Origin of the sequence: Bacillus sp. 22475, assembly GCF_052044835.1 — a bacterium.
Taxonomy (GTDB): Bacteria; Bacillota; Bacilli; order Bacillales; family Bacillaceae_G; genus Bacillus_A; species Bacillus_A cereus.
In genome coordinates this window covers 53496-76128 of sequence record NZ_JBQENW010000024.1, presented here as the reverse complement: position 1 = coordinate 76128, position 22633 = coordinate 53496, and the positions used below count along the sequence as shown (strand labels likewise).

Here is a 22633-nt window from a genome sequence, read left to right as displayed (position 1 = left end):
CATCCCTAGGAAAGGGACGAATGTGTTTTCGTGGTTCCACCCTTGTTCCAATCTAGACGTATTTCTCCCTAGATTGCTCAAGTTCAGATAACGGCTGATACCGTCAATAATTACTAGATTACTCGTTCACTATTGAAGTTCAAAGGTGGTAAAATCATTTCTCGTGTTAGGAAGCTCACACCCTTGGCTTCCCTCTCTGTAAACCGTAAAAATGATTTCTTGTCCTTATCGTTACTTTTTCGTTCATGTCTATTTGTTAATTTATTATAGTTATCAACTTTTTAAAAAGCAAGCCTATTTTTACTAACTATTTTCAAGAATTTTTTTTATTATATTTCACAATATCATTATGCAACCGCCACTCAATTTACCTATTTTGTTATTTCTCCAGTTTATAAATCAACGGTTCATATATAAATTCCCCATTCTAAAACCCGTACATATCCGCTCTACAAAACTATATTAATAAAATTTCAATACAATCTTTTTGTATAACTTTCTTCTAAAGAACGTGCAACATCTTCTTCTGAAGTATTCACTTTCGCATGCTCCAGCAACATTTTTGCTGCTGAAGGTAACTCTTTTTTATTTAACCAAGATTCTGGATCCCACATCTTAGAACGAATAAACGCTTTTGCACAATGAATATAACACTCTTCTATTTCAACAACAATTCCAAGCAACGGATTGCGTCCATTCGCCTGAATTTCTTTCAAAATTTCTTCGTCGTTTGTAATATACGCTCGGCCATTTATTCTGAGTGTCTCCCCAAGACCTGGAATAAAAAAGATTAGTCCTACACGTGGATTTGAAATAATATTCAAAATGGAGTCTATACGACGATTTCCTGGTCTTTCTGGAATGATAATTTTATTATTATTGAGTACGTATACAAATCCAGGTGCGTCTCCTCGCGGCGAGGCGTCACACTCCCCCAACTTATTTCCAGTGGATAATACTAGAAAAGGAGATTTAGAAAGAAAATCTACGCAATGGTGGTCTAATGATGAAATAACTTTTTTCAATGCTCGCTCACTTGGTTGCCCCAATATTTTCCGTAACTCTTCCTCTGTTGAAATAATCGATTTTATTTCCGTACCCTCTATCCCCACTTATAACCACTCCTTTTTCTTTATTTTCCCAAAATTCAATACAAATATTGTATAATAAAATTTGAGGAAAGGGGAATTAAAATGACAGAGTGGTTAACAATATTTGATCCTGAAAGAAATACACTTGGGAAGAAATTACGTGATGAAGTGCATCGTGACGGCGATTGGCACGAAACATTTCATTGCTGGTTTGTAGAAAAAGATAATGAAGATATGTTTTTATATTTCCAATTACGCTCTAAAAATAAAAAAGAAGCTCCATGTATATGGGATATTACTTCAGCTGGACATATTATGCATGATGAAGATGTACAAATTGGTGGTCTTCGTGAAATTGAGGAAGAATTAGGGCTTTCCTTTCAAACTAATGATTTAACATACAAGGGAATCTTTAAAATAGATTATGAAATTTCAAATCTTACTGATCGCGAGTTTTGTCATATGTATTTTCACAACGTCATCAATCCACTTCCATTCGCACCAGGTGAAGAAGTAGACGATGTGATGAAAGTACATGCAACTTCTTTTCTACAACTATTAAAAGGAGAGATTTCATCTTTAACGACTATTTCAGTCTTAAACAATACACCGATTACGATAACATTTGAAGATATTTATCCGTATGATCTTGCATACTATGAATTTGTTATAGAGCAAGGAAAAGAATTATTAAAAAATAATAGTTTATAAATAAAATAGGACTCCTAGCATAATATTGCGTAGAGTCCTATTTTTTTATTATTGTTCAAGTATTTTTAATCTACTCTCTACTTGTATAAATAAACGAATGATTAATAACAGCATAACCACTATAATCGCTATTATTGTATGTGGATATCTAAACAGTATACTAATAACACTTCCAATTAACATCATGATGAATCCGTTTTGCTTCATCACTTCTGCACTATACCTGTTACCCGCATCCCATAATTCCTTATTTTTCATAGATCGTTTCGTACGATAACCATATGCCGCATTAATATCGGTCGGTGGATTTTTTTGAAGAATAATTGCCGCAAGTATAAAAATAATACCAATCAATATGCTTATTCCTATGTTTACTAGTGCATCAATCAATTATATCCCCCCTAACTTACACTTTCATTATACGACATAACCCTTATTTTTCCAATTTATAACACATTCACTTTCTTTCTTTCTTTCGATGTCTGGAACATACTTGGAAGTGTTACAAAACGTGCCCCTTTCGTTTTTAACTGCGGAATGATTTTGTCTAGTGCATCAACAGATCCTTGTAAATGCCCACCTGGAGTAGAATGCTGCAGTATGACACTACCTGGAAATGAATTCCCTAACACATTATTTGTAATCGTATCGGCACTTACACCTTTCCAATCAACTGTATCAACACTCCACTGTACAATCATAAAATTTTGCTCAGTTGCCCAATTCAATTGATTTTCAAGTATTTCACCATACGGTGGACGTATAAATTTAGGAGCATAGCCGGCTAAACGTTTTAATATTTCTTCCGTTTTTATAATTTGATTACGGTACTCAGCGTCATTTACTTTCGCTAAATTCGGATGACTGTACGTATGATTACCAATTACATGCCCTTCATTTGCAATACGCTTTACTACGTTCGGAAATTTTTCTGCGTTTTCACCAAGCAGGAAGAAAGTCGCTTTTACATTATGTTGTTTTAACTTATCTAATATTTTTGGCGTAAAGACTAAATCTGGCCCATCATCAAATGTAAGAGCTACTTCTGCTTTATTGTAAGGACCTGAAAATGCATACGCATATTTTTCGACCCACGAAAATGGTGTCCACGATCCACGATCATCTGCTTTCATTTGTACTTCATAGCTTGGAGGGGTATATGCGTATGGCAATGCGCTTATATAGTCTCCATAATAAAATGAGTTATATGGCATATAAGCATACGAAACATCTCGTTCTAGTCCCCACTGATATGGAGCAAACATTTGTGGCGAATAAAAATAATACATGATAAAAAACCTCCCTAAATTTTCATATGTGATTCATCTGCACTTTGTTAGAGAAATTGTTATTCATAAACAAAAATAAGACTGTCCTTAATTAGGACAGTCTTACTGCTTACTATTATTAATAAATCGATGTACTATCTTTTGGCAAAGCTTTCACATGTTTTAAATAGTTCGTCACTTTATCATCATCATCTTGCGGATATTGATATTCATATGTGTTAGCGATTTCGTTCGCCACTTCCCTAAATAAATTACCCATGACAAAGAATGACTCCCATATATTTTCATATTCTGCATTAGAAAATGTCCTTTTAAATTGCTCCCACATATCTTCTTCAATATATTGCTCGAAATGCTTTCCAAACTTCCCTGTATTAACTGTAAAGTCTGTTTTCATACCAATATACCATTCTAGCATTACGATGAACATATCTCGCACTGGTCCTTCAAGCATTCCTTTTGCATAAGAAAGCTCTTCTCTCCATAGCCCTTTTGCCACATTCGTACTACACCACCAAAATTCATTACAGCAATCCAAAAACTCTTTTTCTGTAGGCTTTTTTATTAAGTAATCTTTATCGCTTGCTGGCGGGAATCCTTCCATACAATTATCTTTATCGAGAAGTAATTTACTTAAACTATCTTGTCCAACGAACTTTTTTATTAACTCAACTGGAACTAGCGTTAAATCAATCCGATTCCCATCCATGAACTGCATTAAATACGGAAACTTCCCATCTTCATCTGGTTGAACTAACGACATTTCTTCTGGCATTTGTACTATCATTATTTCTCCAAATCTATGAACCCAATTATGATTAGACGTAAAAGATTGTATATCATTTACAACATACATAATATCATAGTCTTGAAAACAATCTCTTTTCACATTTGGATTTACACGCGATCCATTCATGATAACTGCTCGAATTCTTTCATCCTCTTTTGCTATATTTATAATTACGTCTAACATTTCTTTTTCAGTTCTCATCTACTTATATCCTCCAATTTTTTAATATATAATATAATGCTATGTATACTGGAGGTCCACGAGCTAATCTCGTTATACACGATACATGTTATAATTTTTGAAACTTCTTTTTCATCCTTTTTTCCTCCTTACATCACTCTTTTACAACTGCCATCACAAACCCATCGTATCCCTTACTTCCGACAGTTTGAAGCGCTGTAGCACTAACACGTGGCTCAGCAGCTATTAATTCATAGAAACGGCGTATTCCTTGTACACGAGGATCGCTACTAGTATTGTCAATAACTTCTCCTTCACGTACTACGTTATCTCCAATAATTACAGTACCTGGGCGTGATAGTTTCAGTGCCCATTCAAAATAAGCAGGATTATTTTGTTTATCAGCATCTATGAAAATAAAATCAAAAGGTTCATACTTCTCATTTTTTATTTGTTGTAAAGAATCTAACGCTAATCCTGTTCGTATTTCAATTTTATCATTCAAATTAGCACGTTCAATATTGCTACGTGCAATTTCAGCATGTTTTTCACTTGCTTCCAATGTAATAACTCGGCCTCCAGATGGCAATGCTCTAGCAAGCCATATCGTGCTATACCCGCCTAGCGTGCCAATTTCTAAAACATTACGAGCCCCTTGAATTTGTACTAATAGTTGTAAAAACTTCCCTTGCATTGGTGATACATCATGTGCTGGCAAATTAGCTGCAACATTAGTTTGAAGAACCCCTTCTAATGTAGAATCTTTCGGTATTAATACATCACTCATATATTGATCAACAGCCGTCCATTTCTCAATTGTACTCATGTAAATACCATCCCTTTCAATTTCCCAATGCTTTCTACCATTCACTTTTAATTATACCGAAAATTCTGTCTCGAATACAAAAAATAAAGAAGGGACATCTACCCCTTACAGAATAGATATCCCTTCTTTTAAAGTTAAATTTAATTCCTATGGATTAGTAGACCAAAGCCCAGCAGATTTAATAAATGTACGTTTATTTAATTTCAGCTGCGCTACGATAAATTCTGCAATATCTTCTGCTTGCATTACTTTATCAGGGTTTCCATCAGTTAATCCTAAATCTACAGCCATATCAGTTGCTACTGTACTTGGAGTTAAAGCTGTTACACGAATGTTATGTTTGCGAACTTCCATCGCTAACGATTCTGTTAGGCCAAGGACACCAAATTTAGAAGCACTATATGCACTTGTTACAGGTGCACCTTTTTGTCCTGCTGTAGATGAAATGTTAATGATATCACCAGATTGTTGTTCAATCATGCTTGGTAAAGCAGCACGAGTTGCATAATATACACCCATTAAGTTTACTTGAATGATTTTTTCCCAATCAGCAACATCTAATTCTAAAAACTTACCGAACTTAGAAATACCAGCGTTATTAATTAAAATATCGATAGATCCTAAACCATTTTTTAACGTTTCAATCGCAGTAGTCACTTCTTCGTATGAAGAAACATCAGCAGTTGCAATAACAGCTTTTACACCTTCTGCTTCTACTTCTTTCGCTACAGCTTTTAAGTTTTCTTCTGAACGAGCTAATAGTCCTACATTTACGCCTTCTTTCGCTAATGCGATTGCGACAGCGCGACCAATCCCTCTACCTGCTCCTGTAATTAAAGCATTTTTGCCTTGTAATAATTCTGCCAAGTATAACACTCCTTAATCATCTCAGTTATGTATTATATTAAAATTGTATCTATGTTTATGTAAAAAGGCAATGATGCACTTTCATGTGCGTAGGTTACTTATAGGTAACTATAGAAAGTTTTTGTTTATAAGTTTCATGTTTTTACCATTATTCATGTAAAATAAAAACAAATCCAGCATAGGAGAGTGTATGTGTATGAAAAGAAAAAAATGGGTCTTGTTACTAACTGCAGTCGGACTATTTATCATATTGTTTGCCCTGTATTTTATATTTGGTAATCCACTAAATTATAAAGTAATAGAAAAAGATACTAGCCATTATCTCCATACTAAAAAAGGTTATAAGCAAGAAGAAATACAAAACATAACCGGAAAATATACTCCCCTTTATAATATTGGCTATTATGCAACAGTAGTATATAAAGACGAACCATATTTTACATACTCTTATACATACGATGATAATAAAAAAATAATACAAGACAACGGTATTTTAGGAAGACATACTGAGTCATTTGAACATCTTAATTTAAACTGGTCGTTGTTTGACCAGTTAGTAGATGGTGTTCATACAAACTTGCAAGGAAGAGGTTTAAGAGAAAAGAAAAATTATTCTATACGAAACGTTCAATTCATTGATATAGATGACGATAAAAACGGTGCAGAAGCATACGTTGACTTTAAGAAAGATAAAGAATCCGATTACTCATATCGTATGAATAGCGAAGGAAAAGCTTATCAATATAATTGCAGTAACGGTAAATGCATTTTTAAAGAGGAATAGTGTTAGAATGTTCTCTTTCTAACACTATTTCTCTTCATGATTCGGCATACACACAATAAATTCAGTACCTTTTCCTTCCTCACTCTCAACTTTTATTTCCCCATGATGAAGGTCGAGTACTTTTTTTACAATAGCTAAACCTAAGCCACTTCCTCCATAGGCACGATTTCGTGAAGAATCCGCTTTATAAAAACGCTCAAAAATATGTTGTTTCTGTTCTTCAGATATACCAATTCCTGAATCACGGATGCGCACTTCCACTACTGTTTCATGTTCCTTTAACTGAATAGTAATCGTGCCACCGCTTGGAGTAAATTTAATACTATTATGAATTAAATTAATCCACACTTGACTCATACTTTCTTGGTCAGCAATAACATGTACTTTTTCTAAATCTAGTTCTAACTCGATTTCTTTTTCAACCCAGAGTGGTTCACTATTTAACACAATTTGCTTTAACTGCTGATCTAACCGATAACTCACTCTTTCTGGTATATACTCTTCTGATTCTAAAAGAGTTAGCTTCAATAAGTTTTGACTTAGTTTAGATAATCTCGTTGTTTCAGTTTCAATAATGGTAAGATAATGTTTTCTTTTTTCCTCAGAAAGATTATCGTCTTGTAGTGCTCTAGCAAATCCTTTTATAGAAGTTAATGGTGACTGTATTTCATGAGAAACATTCGATACAAATTCTTGTCTCATTTTCTCCATCGTATTCAGTTCATCTGTCATATCATTTATACTTTTTACGAGCACGCCAATTTCTCCATCATACTTTTCTTCATTTCGTATTTTTACGGAGAAGTCTCCTTTTGCAATTTTTTGTATCGGTTCAATAATAGTCCAAATCATTGCCTCTCGTTTTGGCCTCATTAATATTCCAATTAATGTCCAAATAAGAATAATAAATACAAAACCGACCATATCACTAATTAGAAAGGCAACAAATGGCGATACATTTACGTCAAAAGCATTCAATATACTAGTTGCTACATAAAATGCGATAGACCAAATGATAGTAAGAAAAGAAAAGAGCGCTAATACCGCTCCAAATACTTTCAGCATCTTCAACTTACTCAATCGTTTTCTTTTTCTCATTTACTTACCTCTAAGCGATACCCTAATCCTCTTATTGTTTTAATACTAAATTTCGACTGCTCTTCTTGAAACTTCTCACGTAACCGATTAATATGAACGTCTAGTGTACGTTCATTCCCTTCAAAATCATATCCCCATATTTCTTCAATTAATTGCTCTCTCGAACAAGTTCTTCCCGATTTAGACCCTAAAGTAAAGAGCAGCTCAAATTCTTTTAACGGTAATGTAACCGTTTGTTCTCCAGATGTAACTTCGAATGTTTTACGATTTAATAATACATTTCCAACTTGAATCGATTGGGAAACTGTAATTTGGTAACGTTTCAATAATGCCTTTACTCTCACTACTAATTCTATAGGGTCAAATGGTTTTACAAGATAATCATCTGTCCCAAGGTGAAATCCTTTTACTTTTTGTGATGTTTCCCCTTTGGCAGTTAGCATCAGAACCGGGATATCATAGTATTTTCTTAATTCAAAACATACATCAAATCCATCCATATTTGGCATCATGATATCAAGAATAACCATATCGACTTTTACGTCATCCATTTTCTGAAGTGCATCTACTCCATCAATTGCCTCATATGTTTGAAAACCTTCTCGTTCTAAAAATACAGAAACGAGTTCTCTAATGTGTGGATCGTCATCTACTATTAAAATTTTAGGTATCAAAGGAACCATTTCCTTTCTACTTAGCATCTAATATATTGTTTAAAAATGAATCATCAGTGGAGTAAAATCCCACTGATGATTCATTTTATAATGCACCCTCTTTAATTTTCAATTGCTGCGTTGCAAACTCACGATACATATCATGCGTCTGTAATAATTCATCATGCGTACCACTACCTGTAAGATTCCCTTTTTCAATAAAGACAATTTTATCTGCATCTACAACAGTAGAAAGTCTATGCGCAATCACTAACGTTGTTCTGCCTTTCATTAAGTTATTTAACGCTTTTTGAACGACAGACTCAGATTTACTATCTAAGCTTGAAGTCGCCTCATCTAGCATAAGAATTTGCGGATTTCGAAGTAACGCTCGGGCAATGGCAATTCGCTGTCTTTGTCCCCCAGAAAGCTTCACACCGCGTTCTCCAACTTCTGTTGCATAACCGTTTGGTAAGTCATGAATAAATGCATCAACATATGCCATTGCTGCTACTTTTTCAATTTCTTCATCCGTTACTTCGCCCTCGACGCCATAACAAATATTATCACGAATTGTTCCATCAATTAACGGACTATCTTGTGATACGTAACCGATTTGACGTCGCCATGACTGTAATGAATAACTCGTAATTGATTCTTCCCCTAATTTAATGGCGCCACTAGTTGGCTCATAAAAACGTTCCAGTAATGAGAATAACGTTGTTTTCCCACTACCACTTGGTCCTACAATCGCTGTCACTTTTCCAGATTCAATTGTGAAATCAATATTTTTCAAAACTTGCTCTTCTTCGTTATACTCAAAATGTACATTTTCAAGAACGATCGGTTGCTTAGCATTTGTCACTTTCACACCAGTTTCATGATCTTCTACTTCATATTCTAAAATCGTACTAATTCTTTCCGTTGCACCAATTGCCTTTTGGAATTGTGTAAAGAACATAGATAATTGACTCATTGGCATTACAATTTGAACTAAATACAAAATAAACGCTACAAGTTCACCGGTTGTTAATGCACCGCTAGAAACTCGCATCCCGCCATACCCTACGATAATAACAAGTAGTGCCATTAAAACAAACGACATAACTGGCGAAATTAATGCTTGCACTTTTCCTTCTTTCAAACCAAATTGTAATAACTTTTGTATACCTGTATTACCCGTTTCATATTCTCTCTTTTCTGTATTTGAAGATTTCACTAAACGAATTTCTGATAACACTTGCGTTAACACACTTGTAAAAGATGCAGTTTCATCTTGAAGCGCTTTTGAAATCTTATACATTTTTCGTCCAAGTGGAACTAAAATTAACACAGACAACGGAATAACCGTTAAAAGTAACGCAGTCATTTTCCAATCTAAAACAAATAATACAATTAACGATCCAACAATTGAAATACCACCTGTTAATAAGTTTGACAAATGCTCAGAAATTAACGTTTTCACAACACCTGTATCATTCGTCATACGGCTAATAGTATCACCTGTTCTATTTTGATCGTAATAAGATACCGGCAAGATAAGTACCTTTTTCCACAAACGTTCTCTTAGTCCCGCTACAATCTTCTGCCCAATATAATTTAGTAAATATATAGACAACCCTGCCGCAATAGTTTGCATTACAAAGAAAGCAACTAACCCAACAATTTGTCCTGCACTAATTGAAGAAAGCGAAAAATTATCTACTAATCCTTTTGTCAGCATAGGAATAAATAAACTCGCTCCCGTAGAAAGCAAACTCATTAACAACGCAAAAACTAAAATTCCTTTCGGAGGATTTGTATCTTGAATAAGGCGTAAAAACTGCCTCCAACTCCCTTTTTTCTTTATTTCATTTCTAACTTCCATTCCTGTTCATCTCCTCATGTTAAACAAAACTGTTCTTTCTAAAATTAGAATACGATACAAATGTAAACTGAATGTAAACACACTTTTTCTATTTTTACAAAATATACATAAAAACTCATCTTTACAACAGATATAAACATCTGATATTATTACCTGGTACTTAATATTATTCTATGTAAATTATAGATAAATAATTTAAAACACGATATAAATCTCCAGTTAGTGAAAGGAGTATCCTTTTTGCAAACAAATATACATTCTGAAAAGGAAACAATTATTTTTATTCATGGATTAGTTGGCAATCGTCGCGCCTTCAAAAAAGAGCAAAAACGATTTTCTGCCTCCTACAACATTATAACTTATGACTTATTAGGTCACGGTGATGATAAAGGAGAAGCAATCGACTTTTCATTACAGCGCCTCGTAGATCAATTATTAAACTTATATGAACAAGAAGGTATTAAAAAAGCACATATTTGTGCGCTAAGTTACGGCTGTTACATCTCTACAATTTTTGCACAAATGCATCCAGAAAAAGTATTAAGTATTTGTCATATTGGAGGACATTACAATAACCCTTCTCGTTTATATAATGTATTTCAAAATTTTTGGGAGAAGCGAGGAGATGAATACTCTAAATGGCTCTCTCAATACGCAAATACTATTTTTCCAAGCGGTATATTAAAAGCAAATCCGTTCGCAGTCATTTCAAGAAATATTTACTACCGTTTCGGATTACAATTACATTCATCCATAATTGCCCAGTCATTACGACATCGGTTAGAATTCGATTTAAAATCTAAATTAAAATCACTTCCTCACCCTATACTATGGGTAATGGGAGAGCATGATCATCTCTATAAATCTTGTCTATTTGATTTGAAATCTATTTTGCCTAACGTTCTATATAAGGAAATACCGTTAGCGGGACATGCAGCGAACTTATTTCGTCCTAACTATTTCCATGACTTATATGATCGATTTTTAAATGGAAAGTTAAAATAAAAACTATTAAACTTCCAATTTATTCAACTATAAAAAGGCTTCCCAAGTTTCCTTGGAAAGCCTTTTCTCTATACGAAAAGTATATAAAACTACTTTTTCTTAGTATGCTTTTGTGTAACCTAATAGGTGCTTGCTCCAGTAAGAGTTACTTACAGAACTAATACGTACACCAGTTGCATCTGTTTCTGCACTAATGAACTGACCGTTTCCTAAGTAAACACCCATGTGAGAAGGACCTGATTTATAAGTATTTTGGAAGTATACTAAATCACCTGGTTGTGGATTGCTAGTTTTTGTTTTAGAGCTCCAGTATCCAGCAACTGTTTGACGAGCGCCTTTATGACCAGTTTGATTTAATACGTAGTGAATGAATCCACTGCAGTCAAAACCAGCAGGTGTTGTACCAGCAGTTCTGTATGGTGAACCATTTAAAGATCTAGCGAATCCAGCGATTGAAGATGTATCTCCACCTGTTGTTGGTTTTTGTACGTCTTTACCTGGTTGTTGAACGTTATTTGTAACATTATTGTTATTTGTAACGTTGTTTACTCCGCCTTTTACAAACTTAACGAAGTCTGCACTTACGTAACCTGTGCGGCCGTTATGGTTAATTTTGTACCAACCATTTTCAGCACCAGTAACGTTTAATACTTTACCATTTGTTACTCCACCGATTACAGCGTTGTATGTAGCTGGGCCTGTACGTACTTTTAAAGCACCAGTGTTAACAACATAAGAACCACCAGTTTGAACTGTTGTAGTATTGTTGTTTGTAGTTGGTTGTTGTGTTTCGTTAGATACAGCAGAACCACCTTTTGTTACGAAGTCTTTGCTTACGTATCCAGTTCCACCATTGAAGTTGATTTTAAACCAATCTTGTACTTCACCTACAACTTGTACTGTTTTACCTTTGTTTACAGAACCTAATACTGTATGAGATGTACTTGGGCCTGTACGTACGTTAAGTGAAGAAACGTTTACTGTGTAAGTACCTGTTCCTTGTTGAACAGTCGTTCCTGTTTTGCCACCAGTCGTTACGAAGTCACCACTTACATAACCTGTTTGACCATTTACGTTTACTTTGAACCAACCATTTTCTTGTCCAACTACTTGTAGCACTTGGCCTGATTTTACTTTAGAAATAACGTTATGTCCTGTACCAGCACCTGAACGAACATTTAATACATCAGCAGTTACTGTGTATTTTAATTCAGAAGTTGTTTCTACAGTTTTTGTTTCAGTTACAGTCGTTTGAGTTTGAGTTTGTCCATTAATTTCTTTTAGCGCTTCATTTGAAACTTGTGCATGAGCAGAATCCATTCCTGGAACTGCAACGCCAGCTACAGAAGCTGCTGCTAAACCTGCAATTACTTTTTTCATAAGTTGTCTTTACTTCCTTTCCCTACTATCCTCTTAAAAAAAAACTAAAACTTTAATACTTTACAATATTATCAAAGTAAAATATTCATCCAGTTCCATTTTTTAGCAAGAGTTTTATTTTTCACACAGAGTTCATTTTAAATGAACAAAGTGAAATCCGTGTGAACTTCATGTGAACTTTATCATTAAACACAGTGTTTTTGCAATGGTTTTTTCAAATTTCTTATATATCGCATGAAAATTCGACATTCTATTTAATATTTTAATATAAAATATCCCTTTTCTATCTATTATAAAAAACTCTATTAACCTAATACAAACTCAAGTATGTATTTCCTTATAAAGCTCCTTACATGACGTATACTTTCATCATGACAAAAATCACTCTATTTATCAATAGTATAATATTTTTAGAAAACTAAATTTCTATACTATCTACAATTTTGAAATAATTTGACGAATTGTAAGATTTATTTCACAAAAGCCATTTCTCCTTTAAAGAAAACACACACTATATCAACTGTTTTATTTTTCCTATAATGGAATTTATAAGATATTTATAGTGTTATATACATATCTTAATAAACAAGAATTTTAGCGAATTGATTAAAGTTTCATTCCCTTATAAAATGAAACTTTAATCAGGAAGGGTTTTATACATCCTCCGCTAATTATTAACCCTCACCACTCGGGCTGCCCATTAATGCGGAGTTTTATGGGAATAAAAAGAGGAGGCATATTTGTGAGAAATATAATAGATGATCCAATACAAAAAAACATAGAGCTATACTATGCTTTTATTCAATTCGTTTCAATGATAACATTACAAAAAGTATCAGCTATTGAAACACGTAAAAACGAATTAAAAAATCAGATGAAAAATGCAGGACAAAAAAACCCTTATTACGTATAAAAAAAGGTGAACAGGTTATATTCCTGTTCACCTTTTTAAATTATTTATAAATTTTCACACGGTCCTCTAGCGGTTGGAATTCTTTTTCACCAGCATGTACTACCGGTTTACCAAATGGCATTTGCGCAATAAGTTTCCAATTCTCTGGAACATCCCACTCTTTTCTCACTTCTTCATCAATTAGCGGATTGTAATGCTGTAACGTAGCACCAAACCCTTCAATTTCTAAAGCTGTCCAAATTGCAAATTGTAACATTCCTGATGATTGCTGAGACCAAGTTGGGAAATTATCTTTATATAATGCAAAGTTAGCTTGAAGGCTTTCCACTACTTCACTGTCTTCAAAATATAAAACCGTTCCATAACCACTTTTAAATGCATTCATTTTTTCTTCAGTAGGTGCAAAGTTATTTTCAGGTACAATTTTTCGTAACGTTTCTTTCGTAATATCCCATAATTTATCATGTTGTTCTCCTAATAAAACAACAACGCGAGCACTTTGAGAATTAAAAGCTGAAGGTGTATGTTTTACAGCATGATAAATCACTTCTTGAATTTTCTCATCAGAAACTACTTGCTCTTTACTAATTGCATAAATAGATCTTCTGTCTTCAATTGCTGAGTAAAAATCTTTTGCCATCATAATTCCCTCCAATTTTCAATTGAGGCTATTTCATATGTATATATCATATTACGCCCCTCAAACTTATTATTAATAAGCTTATAACTTTATAATATCACAGCAACAAACAAACTCAAATAATAACACTTATATTTAGAAGCTTTTTCCTTTTTAAAATAAAAATAAAAAGACTGTTTGTTGTTATCTAAAATTAGTAACAACAAACAGTCTTACTTATGTAGCGATCTAGATTCGTATTTTACTTACTTAATTAACTAATCCAAATGCATACGACATTAACTTATTTGTCTCTGTAAAACGTTTTGTTTTACTTGATGTCCCCATGACCACTGTAATAATTCGATTATCACCTTGCTTTGCAGTCCCAGTAAAACAGTATCCTGCACTATCTGTAAATCCAGTCTTTAGTCCGTCCATTCCTTCTATATATAAACTTTTATTATTTTTGTTTAACATGTCGTTTGTGCTTATAACATTAATATTATTAAATGCTAGCTGACTTTGGCGTAAGTGAGTCACTTCTAATATTTCCGGATAATCTTTTATAAGATGATACGCCAATTGTGCTACATCACCAGCCGTCATTTTTGTTTCACTTCCATCTGGCTCTTGTAATCCAGAAGCATTTGCAAATTTAGCATGTTCCGACATTTTTAACTGTTTCGCTTTTGCATCCATAAGCTGAACGAAATCTTTCTCCGATTTTGCCATATGTTCTGCTAAAGCCACAGCTGAATTATTAGCTGACTCAATCATTAATGCATGATATAAATCTTTAACAGTTAATGTATCATTAACTTGTACTGGGATTCTCGCTCCCTCTGTTTGTGCCGCCTTCGCACTCATTTTTACTGGATCTTCCCAGCGAACTTTCCCGTTATGTATACTCTCTAGTAAGAGATACGCTGTCATCATCTTAGACATACTAGCCGGTGCAAAAGCTTCATTTTCATTATATTGATAAATAATATCTCCATCACTCGCATCGATAATCATAGCTGCTTTTGCGTTAATTTCTGGTGGGATGTACTTTGGCGGGACTACTTTTTCAGTAAATCCTGCTTTAGGTAGTTCTGCCACTTGCAAAGGTTGTCCCTCTACATTCGCTATGCTCTTTTGATTTCCTTGGAATAAGAACCAACATATCCCTAAAATAATAACTAATAGGACTGTCATCCTTCCCCATTTTAACCGATTCATTTCAAAACTCCTTTAGCAAACCTTTTATACACTCACATTTAACCTTAACAACAATTCCTTTATACAGTCAAGGTAAAAGGTATATTTATTCATAGTACAGCAATGATTATTTTAATTTATTTATGTTAAACTTACAATATTGAAACGTAAGAATATTCAATAATAAAATCTCGTAAATAAAGCGAAACTTTAATCAGCCCCCCAATCGGGCTACCCGTCAAATAGCGAGATAAACTATTTAATAGAAGGGATTCATACAAATGCTACTTCCAAAATCATTAAAATACGGAGACACAATTGGGATCTACTCCCCTTCTTCACCAGTAACCTACACTTCTCCAAAAAGATTTGAGCGAGCAAAATCTTACTTACAACAGAAAGGGTTTCATATATTAGAAGGTTCATTAACAGGTCGATATGATTTTTATCGTTCTGGTAGTATACAAGAGCGTGCTGAGGAGCTAAATGTCTTAATAAGAAATCCTAATATTTCTTGTATTATGTCAACAATTGGTGGGATGAATTCAAATTCAATATTACCTTATATTGATTATGATGCTTTTCTAAAGAACCCTAAAATAATGATTGGGTATTCAGATGCAACTGCTTTATTACTAGCAATTTACGCCAAAACAGGAATCCCTACATTTTATGGACCAGCTCTCGTCCCTTCCTTTGGCGAATTTGAACCTTTTGTTGATTGCACATACAAATATTTTGCTGAAACTTTACTACATGATCATTCTCTTCCTTATCATATAAAACAACCATTATTTTGGTCAGATGAATTTATTAATTGGGAAGAAAAGACGAAGGAGAAAGAACTTCGACCAAACGATTGGATTTCAGTAATTGATGGAAAAGCTACTGGGCGTATTATTGGCGGGAATTTAAACACGATACAAGGAATTTTGGGTAGCCCCTATATGCCACATATTCAAGAAGGCGACATTCTCTTCATTGAGGACAGTTCAAAAGATGCAGCTACTATTGAAAGAAGCTTTTCATTACTTAAAATTAACGGTGTATTCGATAAAATTTCAGGTATCATTCTTGGAAAACATGAGCAATTTGATGATTGTGGTACAAATCGAAAACCTTTTGAAATACTATTAGAAGTACTTCAAAATCAAAGAATTCCTTTTCTAGCTGACTTCGATTGTTGTCATACACATCCCATGATTACCATGCCTATCGGTATTCAAGTAAAGTTGGATGCAACAAATAAAACGATACATGTTGTAGAACCTTGGAAAAAATGAATGCATAGCTTCTATTGTTTTACAATAAAAGCCATGATACTATATAATTTGGAATGTGAAAGATTAAACAAAATACGTTCCAATATATCATTAGAAAAATTAGGTATAAATATATATTTATATGCAAAAGAGAGTGAATAAATGAAACCAACTATTAAAAATTACGTATTTTTACATGTAGCTTTTTTGATATATTCTATCATTGTGGTTTACATGAAATGGGCAGCTAAGTTTCCCATTGCTTCCATCTCATTTTTTATTGCTTATTTCGGACTAGTTGTACTTTTATTCGGATATGCAATTTTATGGCAACAAGTAATTAAGCATTTCGAAATATCGAAAGCATATTCACATCGCGGAATTATTATACTGTGGTCAATGCTTTGGTCAGTAGTTCTATTTGGAGATACGATACAGTGGAATCATTTACTTGGTGCGGCTATTATTATCGTCGGAATTGTGGTGGTGACAAAAGATGAATAGTTATATGTTGTTATTGATCTTTGGAATCGTATTGGCCAATTACTCACAAATTTTATTAAAAAAGGCTACTTTACAGCAATATGATTCTAAATTAAAAGAATATGTAAATCCATATGTAATCATCGGTTACTCTTTATTTGTACTTAACGCAGGATTCAATATTATCGCCTTAAAGGGACTGACAATAAATCAAGTCTCTGCATTAGAATCATTAAGTTATATCATCATATTAATTTTCGGTTGGTATTTTTTAGGTGAAAAAGTAACGAAAAGAAAAGTAATTGGGAATACTATCATTTTAATGGGTGTTGTGGTGTATTTTATTAAGTAATCACTTATACAAAAAGCTCCGTTTATCACAAACGGAGCTTTTTACTATTGACCTAAATTTTGCACTTTATCTTTCAAATTTCGAACTTGATCTACCGTCTGCATAAGCTCAGAGTTTTTAAATTGCTCTACATCCAATTTGCCTTCTTCTATCTTTGTCTTCGCCGTATCAATTAACGTATTTAACTTTTCGTTATATCCGACGATTTGTTGATGAAGATCCTTTGCTACATCAGGTGGCGTTAATTCATTGAATGCGGGTATATCTTGTTTAATTTCACTAAGCTTCGTTTCTAATTCTTTTCGAGCCTCGCTATCATTAACGGCCTTTTCTGCTAATGCTGGTGCATCATTTGCAAATGCACTTATTTCATTTACATAGTCTGTCGCCTTTTGAGCATAATCTATGGAGTTCTTTCCTTCTTCCACTATTGAACATCCCATTAAACCAATTGAAACTATGAATACTAATACAATTGATTTTATTTTCATTTTAGACCCCCTTCGTCCTTATAATTGTCTGTAATTTTCTCAATACATAACTTCTAGCTAAATTGTTTATAACCTTTTTCAAATAGCTATTTCCCCTCTTACATGCCCTATTATCGTTACAACATCTATTTCTATATGTACGCTTATAATATCTTCAATTATATCCATATACCCTTGTCCTATAGCTGTTCCATAGTGTAATGTAAGCCCCTTCTTTTCATATACTGACTTTGGCACTGAAAAAATAAATCTCCTCAAGTTTCTTTCATCAGCTGGTTCCATAATTAAAACAATCCCATCCTCATCAAACATATACGCTCGCCCTCCAACTTTACATTCACTATGGCTCAGTATTGCCTTGGTCAGCAAAATTTAAAACATAATAAGTTAAGATACACTCTGCTCTATCATAAAGTGAAACTTTAATTAGCCCTCACAAGTCGACTCTTTATCGGCAAATAGCGGGATAAAAATAAAAAGCATTCATTCTTTTTTGTTAAGAATGAATGCTTTTTAAAAAATCAATTTCTAACTCTAGCATCTTTTTTTGACGAGGTTTTACTTTCCTTACGGGAACTCCAGCGTAAATATACCAATCATCTAAACTCTCTTTTACCATACTCATCGCACCGACTGCCGTACCTTCTCCTACCGTTACATTTGGAAAAATAATAGAATTAGCACCAATAATCACATGTTTTTTAAAAATAACTTTTTCTGCTTTCACATTCCTATATTGATTCGGGACGGTTGGCCCCATTAATGTATTTCCACTGAAATCATCAAGTACTGCATATACGATTGTTTTAGCTGAGATGTTTGCAAAATCATGCATTTCAATCCCAACTTCCCCTCCATATAACGCTGTATACGCTGATATGTGCGAATAACTTCCAATTGTGATTTTACCACTTAAAATGCAAAAATCATCAATTCTTACATGATTGCCAACTGATATAGCACTCGGATTATATATACTTGCTTTTTTACTAACCAATACATTTTTCCCAACAGATAAAAATCCAATTTCCTTTAGTTCTTCTTGACTATAAAAACTATTCATCTACCGACACCACCTTCTGCTCTAAACAGATTACAATTTGCTCTACTAGTTCTTTCGTCATTCCTTCCCATAAAGGTAAACTTACGATTCGTTTTGCTATTTTATTCGTTTTTGTTAAATCTGTCGACTTATAGTTTTTAAAAAGAACTTGTTGGTGGCAAGATGGTGAAAAGTATAATCTAGCTTCTATTTTCTGTTTTTTCAGTTCTTCAATTACTTGTATGTTGCGAACTTCTTCTGGACAAATGATAGGCATAAATTGGTGAATAACTGCTTCTGTCTTTTGGACTTTCCACCCTTTTTTCATTAACCCAGTATTTTGTAACAACTGTTTATACCATTCAGAAATACGGGTACGTTCTTTTAATTTTTGATCCCACTTTTTTATAGTCGCAATCCCAATAGCTGCTGCGTATTCAGACATTTTACAATTAAACCCCATCATCGTACATTCACGATTTTTATCAAATCCGAAATTCCCCATTCTTTTAATACGTTGTATATCTTCTTCGTTTTTACTATATATGAGCCCTCCTTCACCAATTCCGAATGGCTTTGTTGCATGAAAGCTATATACGATCATTCCACTAAAATCTTGACCGTAATGCATCCCTCCATTCATTAATCCAAATCCCGGCGCCGCATCTACGACAACCGGAATCCCCTTCTTCTCTAATTCTTCATATTCTTCTAAGTTCATCCATGATCCAAAAGTGGCGTACGGGACAACAATCGCAACCTCTTCTTTTAATTCTTCTATCTTATCCAAAAGTACGGTTTTATCCATATACCAATCATCTATTGAAATATCAATAAAGTAAGGTTCCAATCCACACCAAATAGCGGCTAAGGCAGTCGCAGGGAATGTAAAGCTAGGCATGAGAGCATACTTTCCCTTTCTTCTTTTCTTTAGTTGAATAGCCGCCATTAACCCTAACGTTGCGTTTGCTACTGTTGTAACAGCTCCCCTGTTTTGAAAAAATGACGACATAATTGTTTCCTCAAAACGTTGATTTATAGGTCCATAATTCGTATATATGTGAGATGTATCAATTTCCTTCAATTCGTCCAAATACTCACTTACAGGTACAGTTGAAGCACGTAAAAAAGGAATATTCTCCATATCTATCTATTCCTTCCTATCATTTTCGGACAATATAGAGCATATCTGTTTCAGATAATCCAAATTTCCTAGCACTTTTCATTCCTTGTTTTTCTGCTATGTTATATAATTCTACCTTAAATCCTGCATTCATTAATCGTTGAATAAATCCCGATTGATTATAAATTCTCACATGATCTTCTTGACCAAAAGCTAGTTTCCTCAATTGTGGTGTTACAATTAATTCATTCTCTACAATAAAATCTACATTCATTACGATTGGTACTTGAATAATTCCCCATCCATTTGGCTTTAACACTCTATATAACTCTCGCATTGCTTTGTCATCATCAGGAACGTGTTCTAACACATGACTACATAATATTACATCAAAAGTATTACTATCATATGTAATCTTTGTAACATCAATTTCCTTCATTAATGGATCCTTTGGTTCTAAGTCACCACATACATACGTAATATTTTTATACTCGTTAAACCAATCTCTTAACTTCGCTTCAGGTGCAATATGAAGCATTGTATAGTTTCTATTTAACAAGTCCGTTTCCGTTTCAATGTACGCACGATACAATCTTTCACGATCCATCGAATTACAAACTGGACATATCCCTGTATCTTTATTCCACATCTCAAATTTATATTTCGGAAAATCATAATGTGCTGGCCAAGGTGAAAATTTTTCAAATTGTTTATTGCAATATTGACAATAACAAGATTCTTTCTCGAACATATGAGCAACTAACTTGTTTAACCCTTTTTTTATCTTTTCATTATAAATTTGATCTAGTTCGCCATTTCTTACTGCATCCTTAACTATAAATCCCGCATTTTCTAAACAATAAGATAAACTCTCTTTATACTCACTTTCGGAGCTTAAAAATCCACTATTATATGCATCTATAATTAATTCAATCCACTCTTCAATTGTCATTAAAATAAAATGCATTTGTTTTTGATTTTGGCCACTATGTTGTCTAAAATAACTAAGAGGTTCTTGTATATAAACTACTTTTCCTTTCCTCATCATATCTAGCCAAGTTGCAATGTCATTAATAGCAGAATAAGCCTTTCCTTTAAAATACCCAAACTTCCCGTCAAACAAATCACGATTAAATAAAACAGTTGTCGGCTCACCAACTACATTTTTTAAGTTTTTTAACATATAATTCCCTAATTCTTTTCCTTCAAAAAGTGTAGTTTCTTTCGCGATTTTCATATTCAATGTTGAAGGTGGTAATATCTCTCCATTCTCATCAATCAGTTCACGATATGACGTCACAAATGAAATATTTTCTAACGTCAAAAAGTATTGCATCATTCTCTCGATCTTTTCATGATGAAATAAATCATCATCTAATAAAAAGTTTATATAGTCCCCATCCGCAAGTTCTACACACTTATTAAAGTTTTCGGCAACTAACGGTGTTTCATTTTTAACATATGTAATACACTCATATTCACGTAAGTACGGTTGAATCATAGCATTGACTTCATTATTTGTACTGTCGTCAGAAATAATAATTTCTATATTTTCATATGTTTGATTCAGAGCACTGTTGAGTGCTAATTCCAAGTAATAAGGTCTATTGTACGCAGGAATAAGTATACTTACTTTCGGTAAAGAAGAATTATTATTTATATGTTGTTTTTTCTTTTCTATGTTTATTTTCTTCTCTCTAATTTTTTGGTAATAGTCTAATGTATATAATATGGATGATGGAACTATCCTTCTTGCATAATCTAGAAAATTAGTTATCGCTTTGTCTAACTCTTTTTCGGTGGATAAGAAACCATATTGTTCTCCTGCTATAATACTGTGTGAAAAATCTTCTAACCCATCCATCATTTTATTAGATTCATTTAACTGTTGATCTGGATGTAATCGAAAGTAACTAAGTGTCTCTGCTATATAAACTGCCTTTCCTTTACTTAATAAAGATAACCATGAAGCTATATCTACGTTACATAAATACCGCCTCTTATCAAAAATCCCATACGGTTCTTGCAAATCATTTTTACGAAATAAAACTGTTGTCGGTTCTCCAATATAATTTTTTTGCTCCACAATTACCTTATTTCCTAATTCTGTCCCCTCTATAATCGTATCCTCTTCAAATAAACGGACAGTTGAATAAATATGTCGCAGTTCTTTCCCTTTATCATCAATTACTTGACGATGAGATGTTACTAGCTTAATTTCATTATCTAGATCATTGAAAAAGTACTTCATCATCTTTTCAATTTTATTCACATGAAATATATCATCATCCATTAAAAAATTTATATACTCACCATTCGCTTCATGAAATAACATTAACGCATTTTCAAACTGTCCGAGAGTTGATCTGTTTTTTATATAAATAATATTTGAATGATCACATAAATATTTTTGTAACATCTTTTCTGTTTCGTCATTCGTGCTGTCATCTCCAACTATAATTTCTATATTAGGGTATGTTTGTTCTAACACACTACATAACGCCTTTTCAAAGTAGCGAGGACGATTATACGTAGGAATTAATACACTTACCAATGGAAGTTGCTCTACTACCTCTTCAGTTCTTTCAATACGAGTTCTCATTT

At 33.4% G+C, this 22633-nt stretch carries 24 protein-coding genes and 1 other annotated feature; of the genes, 7 read left to right on the top strand and 17 right to left on the bottom strand.

The features are described 5' to 3' along the window. Positions 1–9: 9 nt before the first annotated feature. Positions 10–241: a binding site (T-box leader), on the bottom strand. A gap of 232 nt (positions 242–473) precedes the next feature. Then, entirely contained in the window at positions 474–1112 is a 639-nt protein-coding gene (locus tag ACTJJY_RS25415) for a pyridoxamine 5'-phosphate oxidase family protein (protein ID WP_440606889.1), read from the bottom strand. An 81-nt stretch (positions 1113–1193) separates the two neighbouring features. Between ACTJJY_RS25415 and ACTJJY_RS25410 the strand changes: the two genes are divergently transcribed. Further along, a complete protein-coding gene (locus ACTJJY_RS25410; protein ID WP_000141352.1) occupies positions 1194–1802 on the top strand; it encodes an NUDIX hydrolase in 609 nt (202 codons plus the stop codon). Between the two features lie 48 nt (positions 1803–1850). On the opposite strand, the gene ACTJJY_RS25405 is transcribed toward ACTJJY_RS25410, so the two are convergent. The 5 genes from ACTJJY_RS25405 to ACTJJY_RS25385 form a co-directional block, all read right to left on the bottom strand. Then, the gene (locus ACTJJY_RS25405) at positions 1851–2189 is read right to left on the bottom strand and encodes an SdpI family protein (RefSeq protein WP_025118474.1); all 339 of its coding nucleotides are present in this window, start codon (positions 2187–2189) and stop codon (positions 1851–1853) included. Between the two features lie 59 nt (positions 2190–2248). Then, positions 2249–3091 (bottom strand): peptidoglycan-N-acetylglucosamine deacetylase, encoded by an 843-nt coding sequence (locus ACTJJY_RS25400; RefSeq protein WP_440606888.1) that lies wholly within the window; start codon positions 3089–3091, stop codon positions 2249–2251. 118 nt (positions 3092–3209) lie between these two features. Continuing rightward, positions 3210–4082 (bottom strand): aminoglycoside 6-adenylyltransferase, encoded by an 873-nt coding sequence (locus ACTJJY_RS25395; RefSeq protein ID WP_440606887.1) that lies wholly within the window; start codon positions 4080–4082, stop codon positions 3210–3212. Positions 4083–4215: 133 nt separating this feature from the next. Beyond that, positions 4216–4887, bottom strand: a complete 672-nt coding sequence (locus tag ACTJJY_RS25390) for an O-methyltransferase (RefSeq protein ID WP_440606886.1) — start codon at positions 4885–4887, stop codon at positions 4216–4218. Positions 4888–5034: 147 nt separating this feature from the next. Then, complete coding sequence (locus ACTJJY_RS25385) at positions 5035–5754, bottom strand: 3-ketoacyl-ACP reductase (protein ID WP_000818985.1); 720 nt, start codon at positions 5752–5754, stop codon at positions 5035–5037. Between the two features lie 196 nt (positions 5755–5950). Here ACTJJY_RS25385 and ACTJJY_RS25380 point away from each other — a divergent pair, with 196 nt between their 5' ends. Then, positions 5951–6538 carry a DUF3139 domain-containing protein gene (locus ACTJJY_RS25380; RefSeq protein ID WP_440606885.1) on the top strand — a complete coding sequence of 196 codons (588 nt, stop codon included), beginning with the start codon at positions 5951–5953 and terminating at the stop codon, positions 6536–6538. A 24-nt stretch (positions 6539–6562) separates the two neighbouring features. Here ACTJJY_RS25380 and hitS read toward each other — a convergent pair whose 3' ends face one another. From hitS to ACTJJY_RS25365, 3 genes are all read right to left on the bottom strand, one after another. Continuing rightward, the gene (hitS, locus tag ACTJJY_RS25375) at positions 6563–7636 is read right to left on the bottom strand and encodes an envelope stress sensor histidine kinase HitS (protein ID WP_440606884.1); all 1074 of its coding nucleotides are present in this window, start codon (positions 7634–7636) and stop codon (positions 6563–6565) included. Beyond that, positions 7633–8310, bottom strand: a complete 678-nt coding sequence (gene hitR, locus ACTJJY_RS25370) for an envelope stress response regulator transcription factor HitR (protein WP_000612414.1) — start codon at positions 8308–8310, stop codon at positions 7633–7635. Before hitR ends, hitS begins: the two co-directional genes overlap by 4 nt. Positions 8311–8395: 85 nt before the next feature. Continuing rightward, on the bottom strand, positions 8396–10156 hold the full coding sequence (locus tag ACTJJY_RS25365) for an ABC transporter ATP-binding protein (protein ID WP_065704339.1): 1761 nt from the start codon (positions 10154–10156) through the stop codon (positions 8396–8398). Between the two features lie 240 nt (positions 10157–10396). Here ACTJJY_RS25365 and ACTJJY_RS25360 point away from each other — a divergent pair, with 240 nt between their 5' ends. After that, positions 10397–11161: an alpha/beta fold hydrolase gene (locus tag ACTJJY_RS25360; RefSeq protein ID WP_001194306.1), complete on the top strand. Its 765-nt coding sequence runs from the start codon at positions 10397–10399 to the stop codon at positions 11159–11161. 99 nt (positions 11162–11260) lie between these two features. Here ACTJJY_RS25360 and entFM read toward each other — a convergent pair whose 3' ends face one another. After that, positions 11261–12541, bottom strand: coding sequence for an enterotoxin EntFM (entFM, locus tag ACTJJY_RS25355; protein ID WP_000755525.1), 1281 nt, complete (start codon positions 12539–12541; stop codon positions 11261–11263). 742 nt (positions 12542–13283) lie between these two features. Between entFM and ACTJJY_RS25350 the strand changes: the two genes are divergently transcribed. Beyond that, positions 13284–13454: a hypothetical protein gene (locus ACTJJY_RS25350; protein WP_001244279.1), complete on the top strand. Its 171-nt coding sequence runs from the start codon at positions 13284–13286 to the stop codon at positions 13452–13454. A gap of 40 nt (positions 13455–13494) precedes the next feature. On the opposite strand, the gene ACTJJY_RS25345 is transcribed toward ACTJJY_RS25350, so the two are convergent. Both ACTJJY_RS25345 and ACTJJY_RS25340 read right to left on the bottom strand, forming a co-directional pair. Then, positions 13495–14097 carry a nitroreductase family protein gene (locus ACTJJY_RS25345; RefSeq protein ID WP_001987122.1) on the bottom strand — a complete coding sequence of 201 codons (603 nt, stop codon included), beginning with the start codon at positions 14095–14097 and terminating at the stop codon, positions 13495–13497. Between the two features lie 246 nt (positions 14098–14343). After that, on the bottom strand, positions 14344–15297 hold the full coding sequence (locus tag ACTJJY_RS25340) for a D-alanyl-D-alanine carboxypeptidase family protein (RefSeq protein ID WP_001080871.1): 954 nt from the start codon (positions 15295–15297) through the stop codon (positions 14344–14346). Between the two features lie 260 nt (positions 15298–15557). Here ACTJJY_RS25340 and ACTJJY_RS25335 point away from each other — a divergent pair, with 260 nt between their 5' ends. The 3 genes from ACTJJY_RS25335 (at position 15558) to ACTJJY_RS25325 (ending at position 17373) form a co-directional block, all read left to right on the top strand. Next, positions 15558–16559, top strand: coding sequence for a S66 family peptidase (locus tag ACTJJY_RS25335; RefSeq protein ID WP_087968021.1), 1002 nt, complete (start codon positions 15558–15560; stop codon positions 16557–16559). A 141-nt stretch (positions 16560–16700) separates the two neighbouring features. Beyond that, a complete protein-coding gene (locus tag ACTJJY_RS25330; RefSeq protein WP_000805132.1) occupies positions 16701–17042 on the top strand; it encodes an EamA family transporter in 342 nt (113 codons plus the stop codon). Further along, positions 17035–17373 carry an EamA family transporter gene (locus ACTJJY_RS25325; protein ID WP_001089876.1) on the top strand — a complete coding sequence of 113 codons (339 nt, stop codon included), beginning with the start codon at positions 17035–17037 and terminating at the stop codon, positions 17371–17373. The genes ACTJJY_RS25330 and ACTJJY_RS25325 overlap by 8 nt, the downstream gene beginning before the upstream one ends. A 44-nt stretch (positions 17374–17417) precedes the next feature. On the opposite strand, the gene ACTJJY_RS25320 is transcribed toward ACTJJY_RS25325, so the two are convergent. The 5 genes from ACTJJY_RS25320 to ACTJJY_RS25300 all read right to left on the bottom strand — a co-directional run bounded on the left by ACTJJY_RS25320 (position 17418) and on the right by ACTJJY_RS25300 (position 22631). Continuing rightward, complete coding sequence (locus tag ACTJJY_RS25320; RefSeq protein ID WP_440606883.1) at positions 17418–17864, bottom strand: DUF6376 family protein; 447 nt, start codon at positions 17862–17864, stop codon at positions 17418–17420. A 78-nt stretch (positions 17865–17942) separates the two neighbouring features. Next, on the bottom strand, positions 17943–18176 hold the full coding sequence (locus ACTJJY_RS25315; RefSeq protein WP_440606882.1) for a hypothetical protein: 234 nt from the start codon (positions 18174–18176) through the stop codon (positions 17943–17945). 184 nt (positions 18177–18360) lie between these two features. Next, complete coding sequence (locus ACTJJY_RS25310; RefSeq protein WP_001084164.1) at positions 18361–18927, bottom strand: acyltransferase; 567 nt, start codon at positions 18925–18927, stop codon at positions 18361–18363. Beyond that, positions 18920–20050, bottom strand: coding sequence for a DegT/DnrJ/EryC1/StrS aminotransferase family protein (locus ACTJJY_RS25305; RefSeq protein ID WP_000427968.1), 1131 nt, complete (start codon positions 20048–20050; stop codon positions 18920–18922). The genes ACTJJY_RS25310 and ACTJJY_RS25305 overlap by 8 nt, the downstream gene beginning before the upstream one ends. Before the next feature lie 19 nt (positions 20051–20069). Then, positions 20070–22631: a glycosyltransferase gene (locus ACTJJY_RS25300; RefSeq protein WP_440606881.1), complete on the bottom strand. Its 2562-nt coding sequence runs from the start codon at positions 22629–22631 to the stop codon at positions 20070–20072. Between the last annotated feature and the right edge of the window lie 2 nt (positions 22632–22633).

Excerpts from the sequence above, each read along its gene's own strand:
- ACTJJY_RS25345 (WP_001987122.1), bottom strand. The coding sequence starts at position 14,097 with ATGATGGCAAAAGATTTTTACTCAGCAATTGAAGACAGAAGATCTATT.
- ACTJJY_RS25315 (WP_440606882.1), bottom strand. The coding sequence starts at position 18,176 with ATGTTTGATGAGGATGGGATTGTTTTAATTATGGAACCAGCTGATGAA.
- ACTJJY_RS25410 (WP_000141352.1), top strand. The coding sequence starts at position 1,194 with ATGACAGAGTGGTTAACAATATTTGATCCTGAAAGAAATACACTTGGG.
- hitS (WP_440606884.1), bottom strand. The coding sequence starts at position 7,636 with ATGAGAAAAAGAAAACGATTGAGTAAGTTGAAGATGCTGAAAGTATTT.
- ACTJJY_RS25340 (WP_001080871.1), bottom strand. The coding sequence starts at position 15,297 with ATGAATCGGTTAAAATGGGGAAGGATGACAGTCCTATTAGTTATTATT.
- ACTJJY_RS25380 (WP_440606885.1), top strand. The coding sequence starts at position 5,951 with ATGAAAAGAAAAAAATGGGTCTTGTTACTAACTGCAGTCGGACTATTT.
- ACTJJY_RS25320 (WP_440606883.1), bottom strand. The coding sequence starts at position 17,864 with ATGAAAATAAAATCAATTGTATTAGTATTCATAGTTTCAATTGGTTTA.
- ACTJJY_RS25390 (WP_440606886.1), bottom strand. The coding sequence starts at position 4,887 with ATGAGTACAATTGAGAAATGGACGGCTGTTGATCAATATATGAGTGAT.
- ACTJJY_RS25395 (WP_440606887.1), bottom strand. The coding sequence starts at position 4,082 with ATGAGAACTGAAAAAGAAATGTTAGACGTAATTATAAATATAGCAAAA.
- ACTJJY_RS25300 (WP_440606881.1), bottom strand. The coding sequence starts at position 22,631 with ATGAGAACTCGTATTGAAAGAACTGAAGAGGTAGTAGAGCAACTTCCA.
- ACTJJY_RS25325 (WP_001089876.1), top strand. The coding sequence starts at position 17,035 with ATGAATAGTTATATGTTGTTATTGATCTTTGGAATCGTATTGGCCAAT.
- ACTJJY_RS25305 (WP_000427968.1), bottom strand. The coding sequence starts at position 20,050 with ATGGAGAATATTCCTTTTTTACGTGCTTCAACTGTACCTGTAAGTGAG.
- ACTJJY_RS25335 (WP_087968021.1), top strand. The coding sequence starts at position 15,558 with ATGCTACTTCCAAAATCATTAAAATACGGAGACACAATTGGGATCTAC.
- ACTJJY_RS25400 (WP_440606888.1), bottom strand. The coding sequence starts at position 3,091 with ATGTATTATTTTTATTCGCCACAAATGTTTGCTCCATATCAGTGGGGA.
- ACTJJY_RS25310 (WP_001084164.1), bottom strand. The coding sequence starts at position 18,927 with ATGAATAGTTTTTATAGTCAAGAAGAACTAAAGGAAATTGGATTTTTA.
- ACTJJY_RS25330 (WP_000805132.1), top strand. The coding sequence starts at position 16,701 with ATGAAACCAACTATTAAAAATTACGTATTTTTACATGTAGCTTTTTTG.
- ACTJJY_RS25365 (WP_065704339.1), bottom strand. The coding sequence starts at position 10,156 with ATGGAAGTTAGAAATGAAATAAAGAAAAAAGGGAGTTGGAGGCAGTTT.
- entFM (WP_000755525.1), bottom strand. The coding sequence starts at position 12,541 with ATGAAAAAAGTAATTGCAGGTTTAGCAGCAGCTTCTGTAGCTGGCGTT.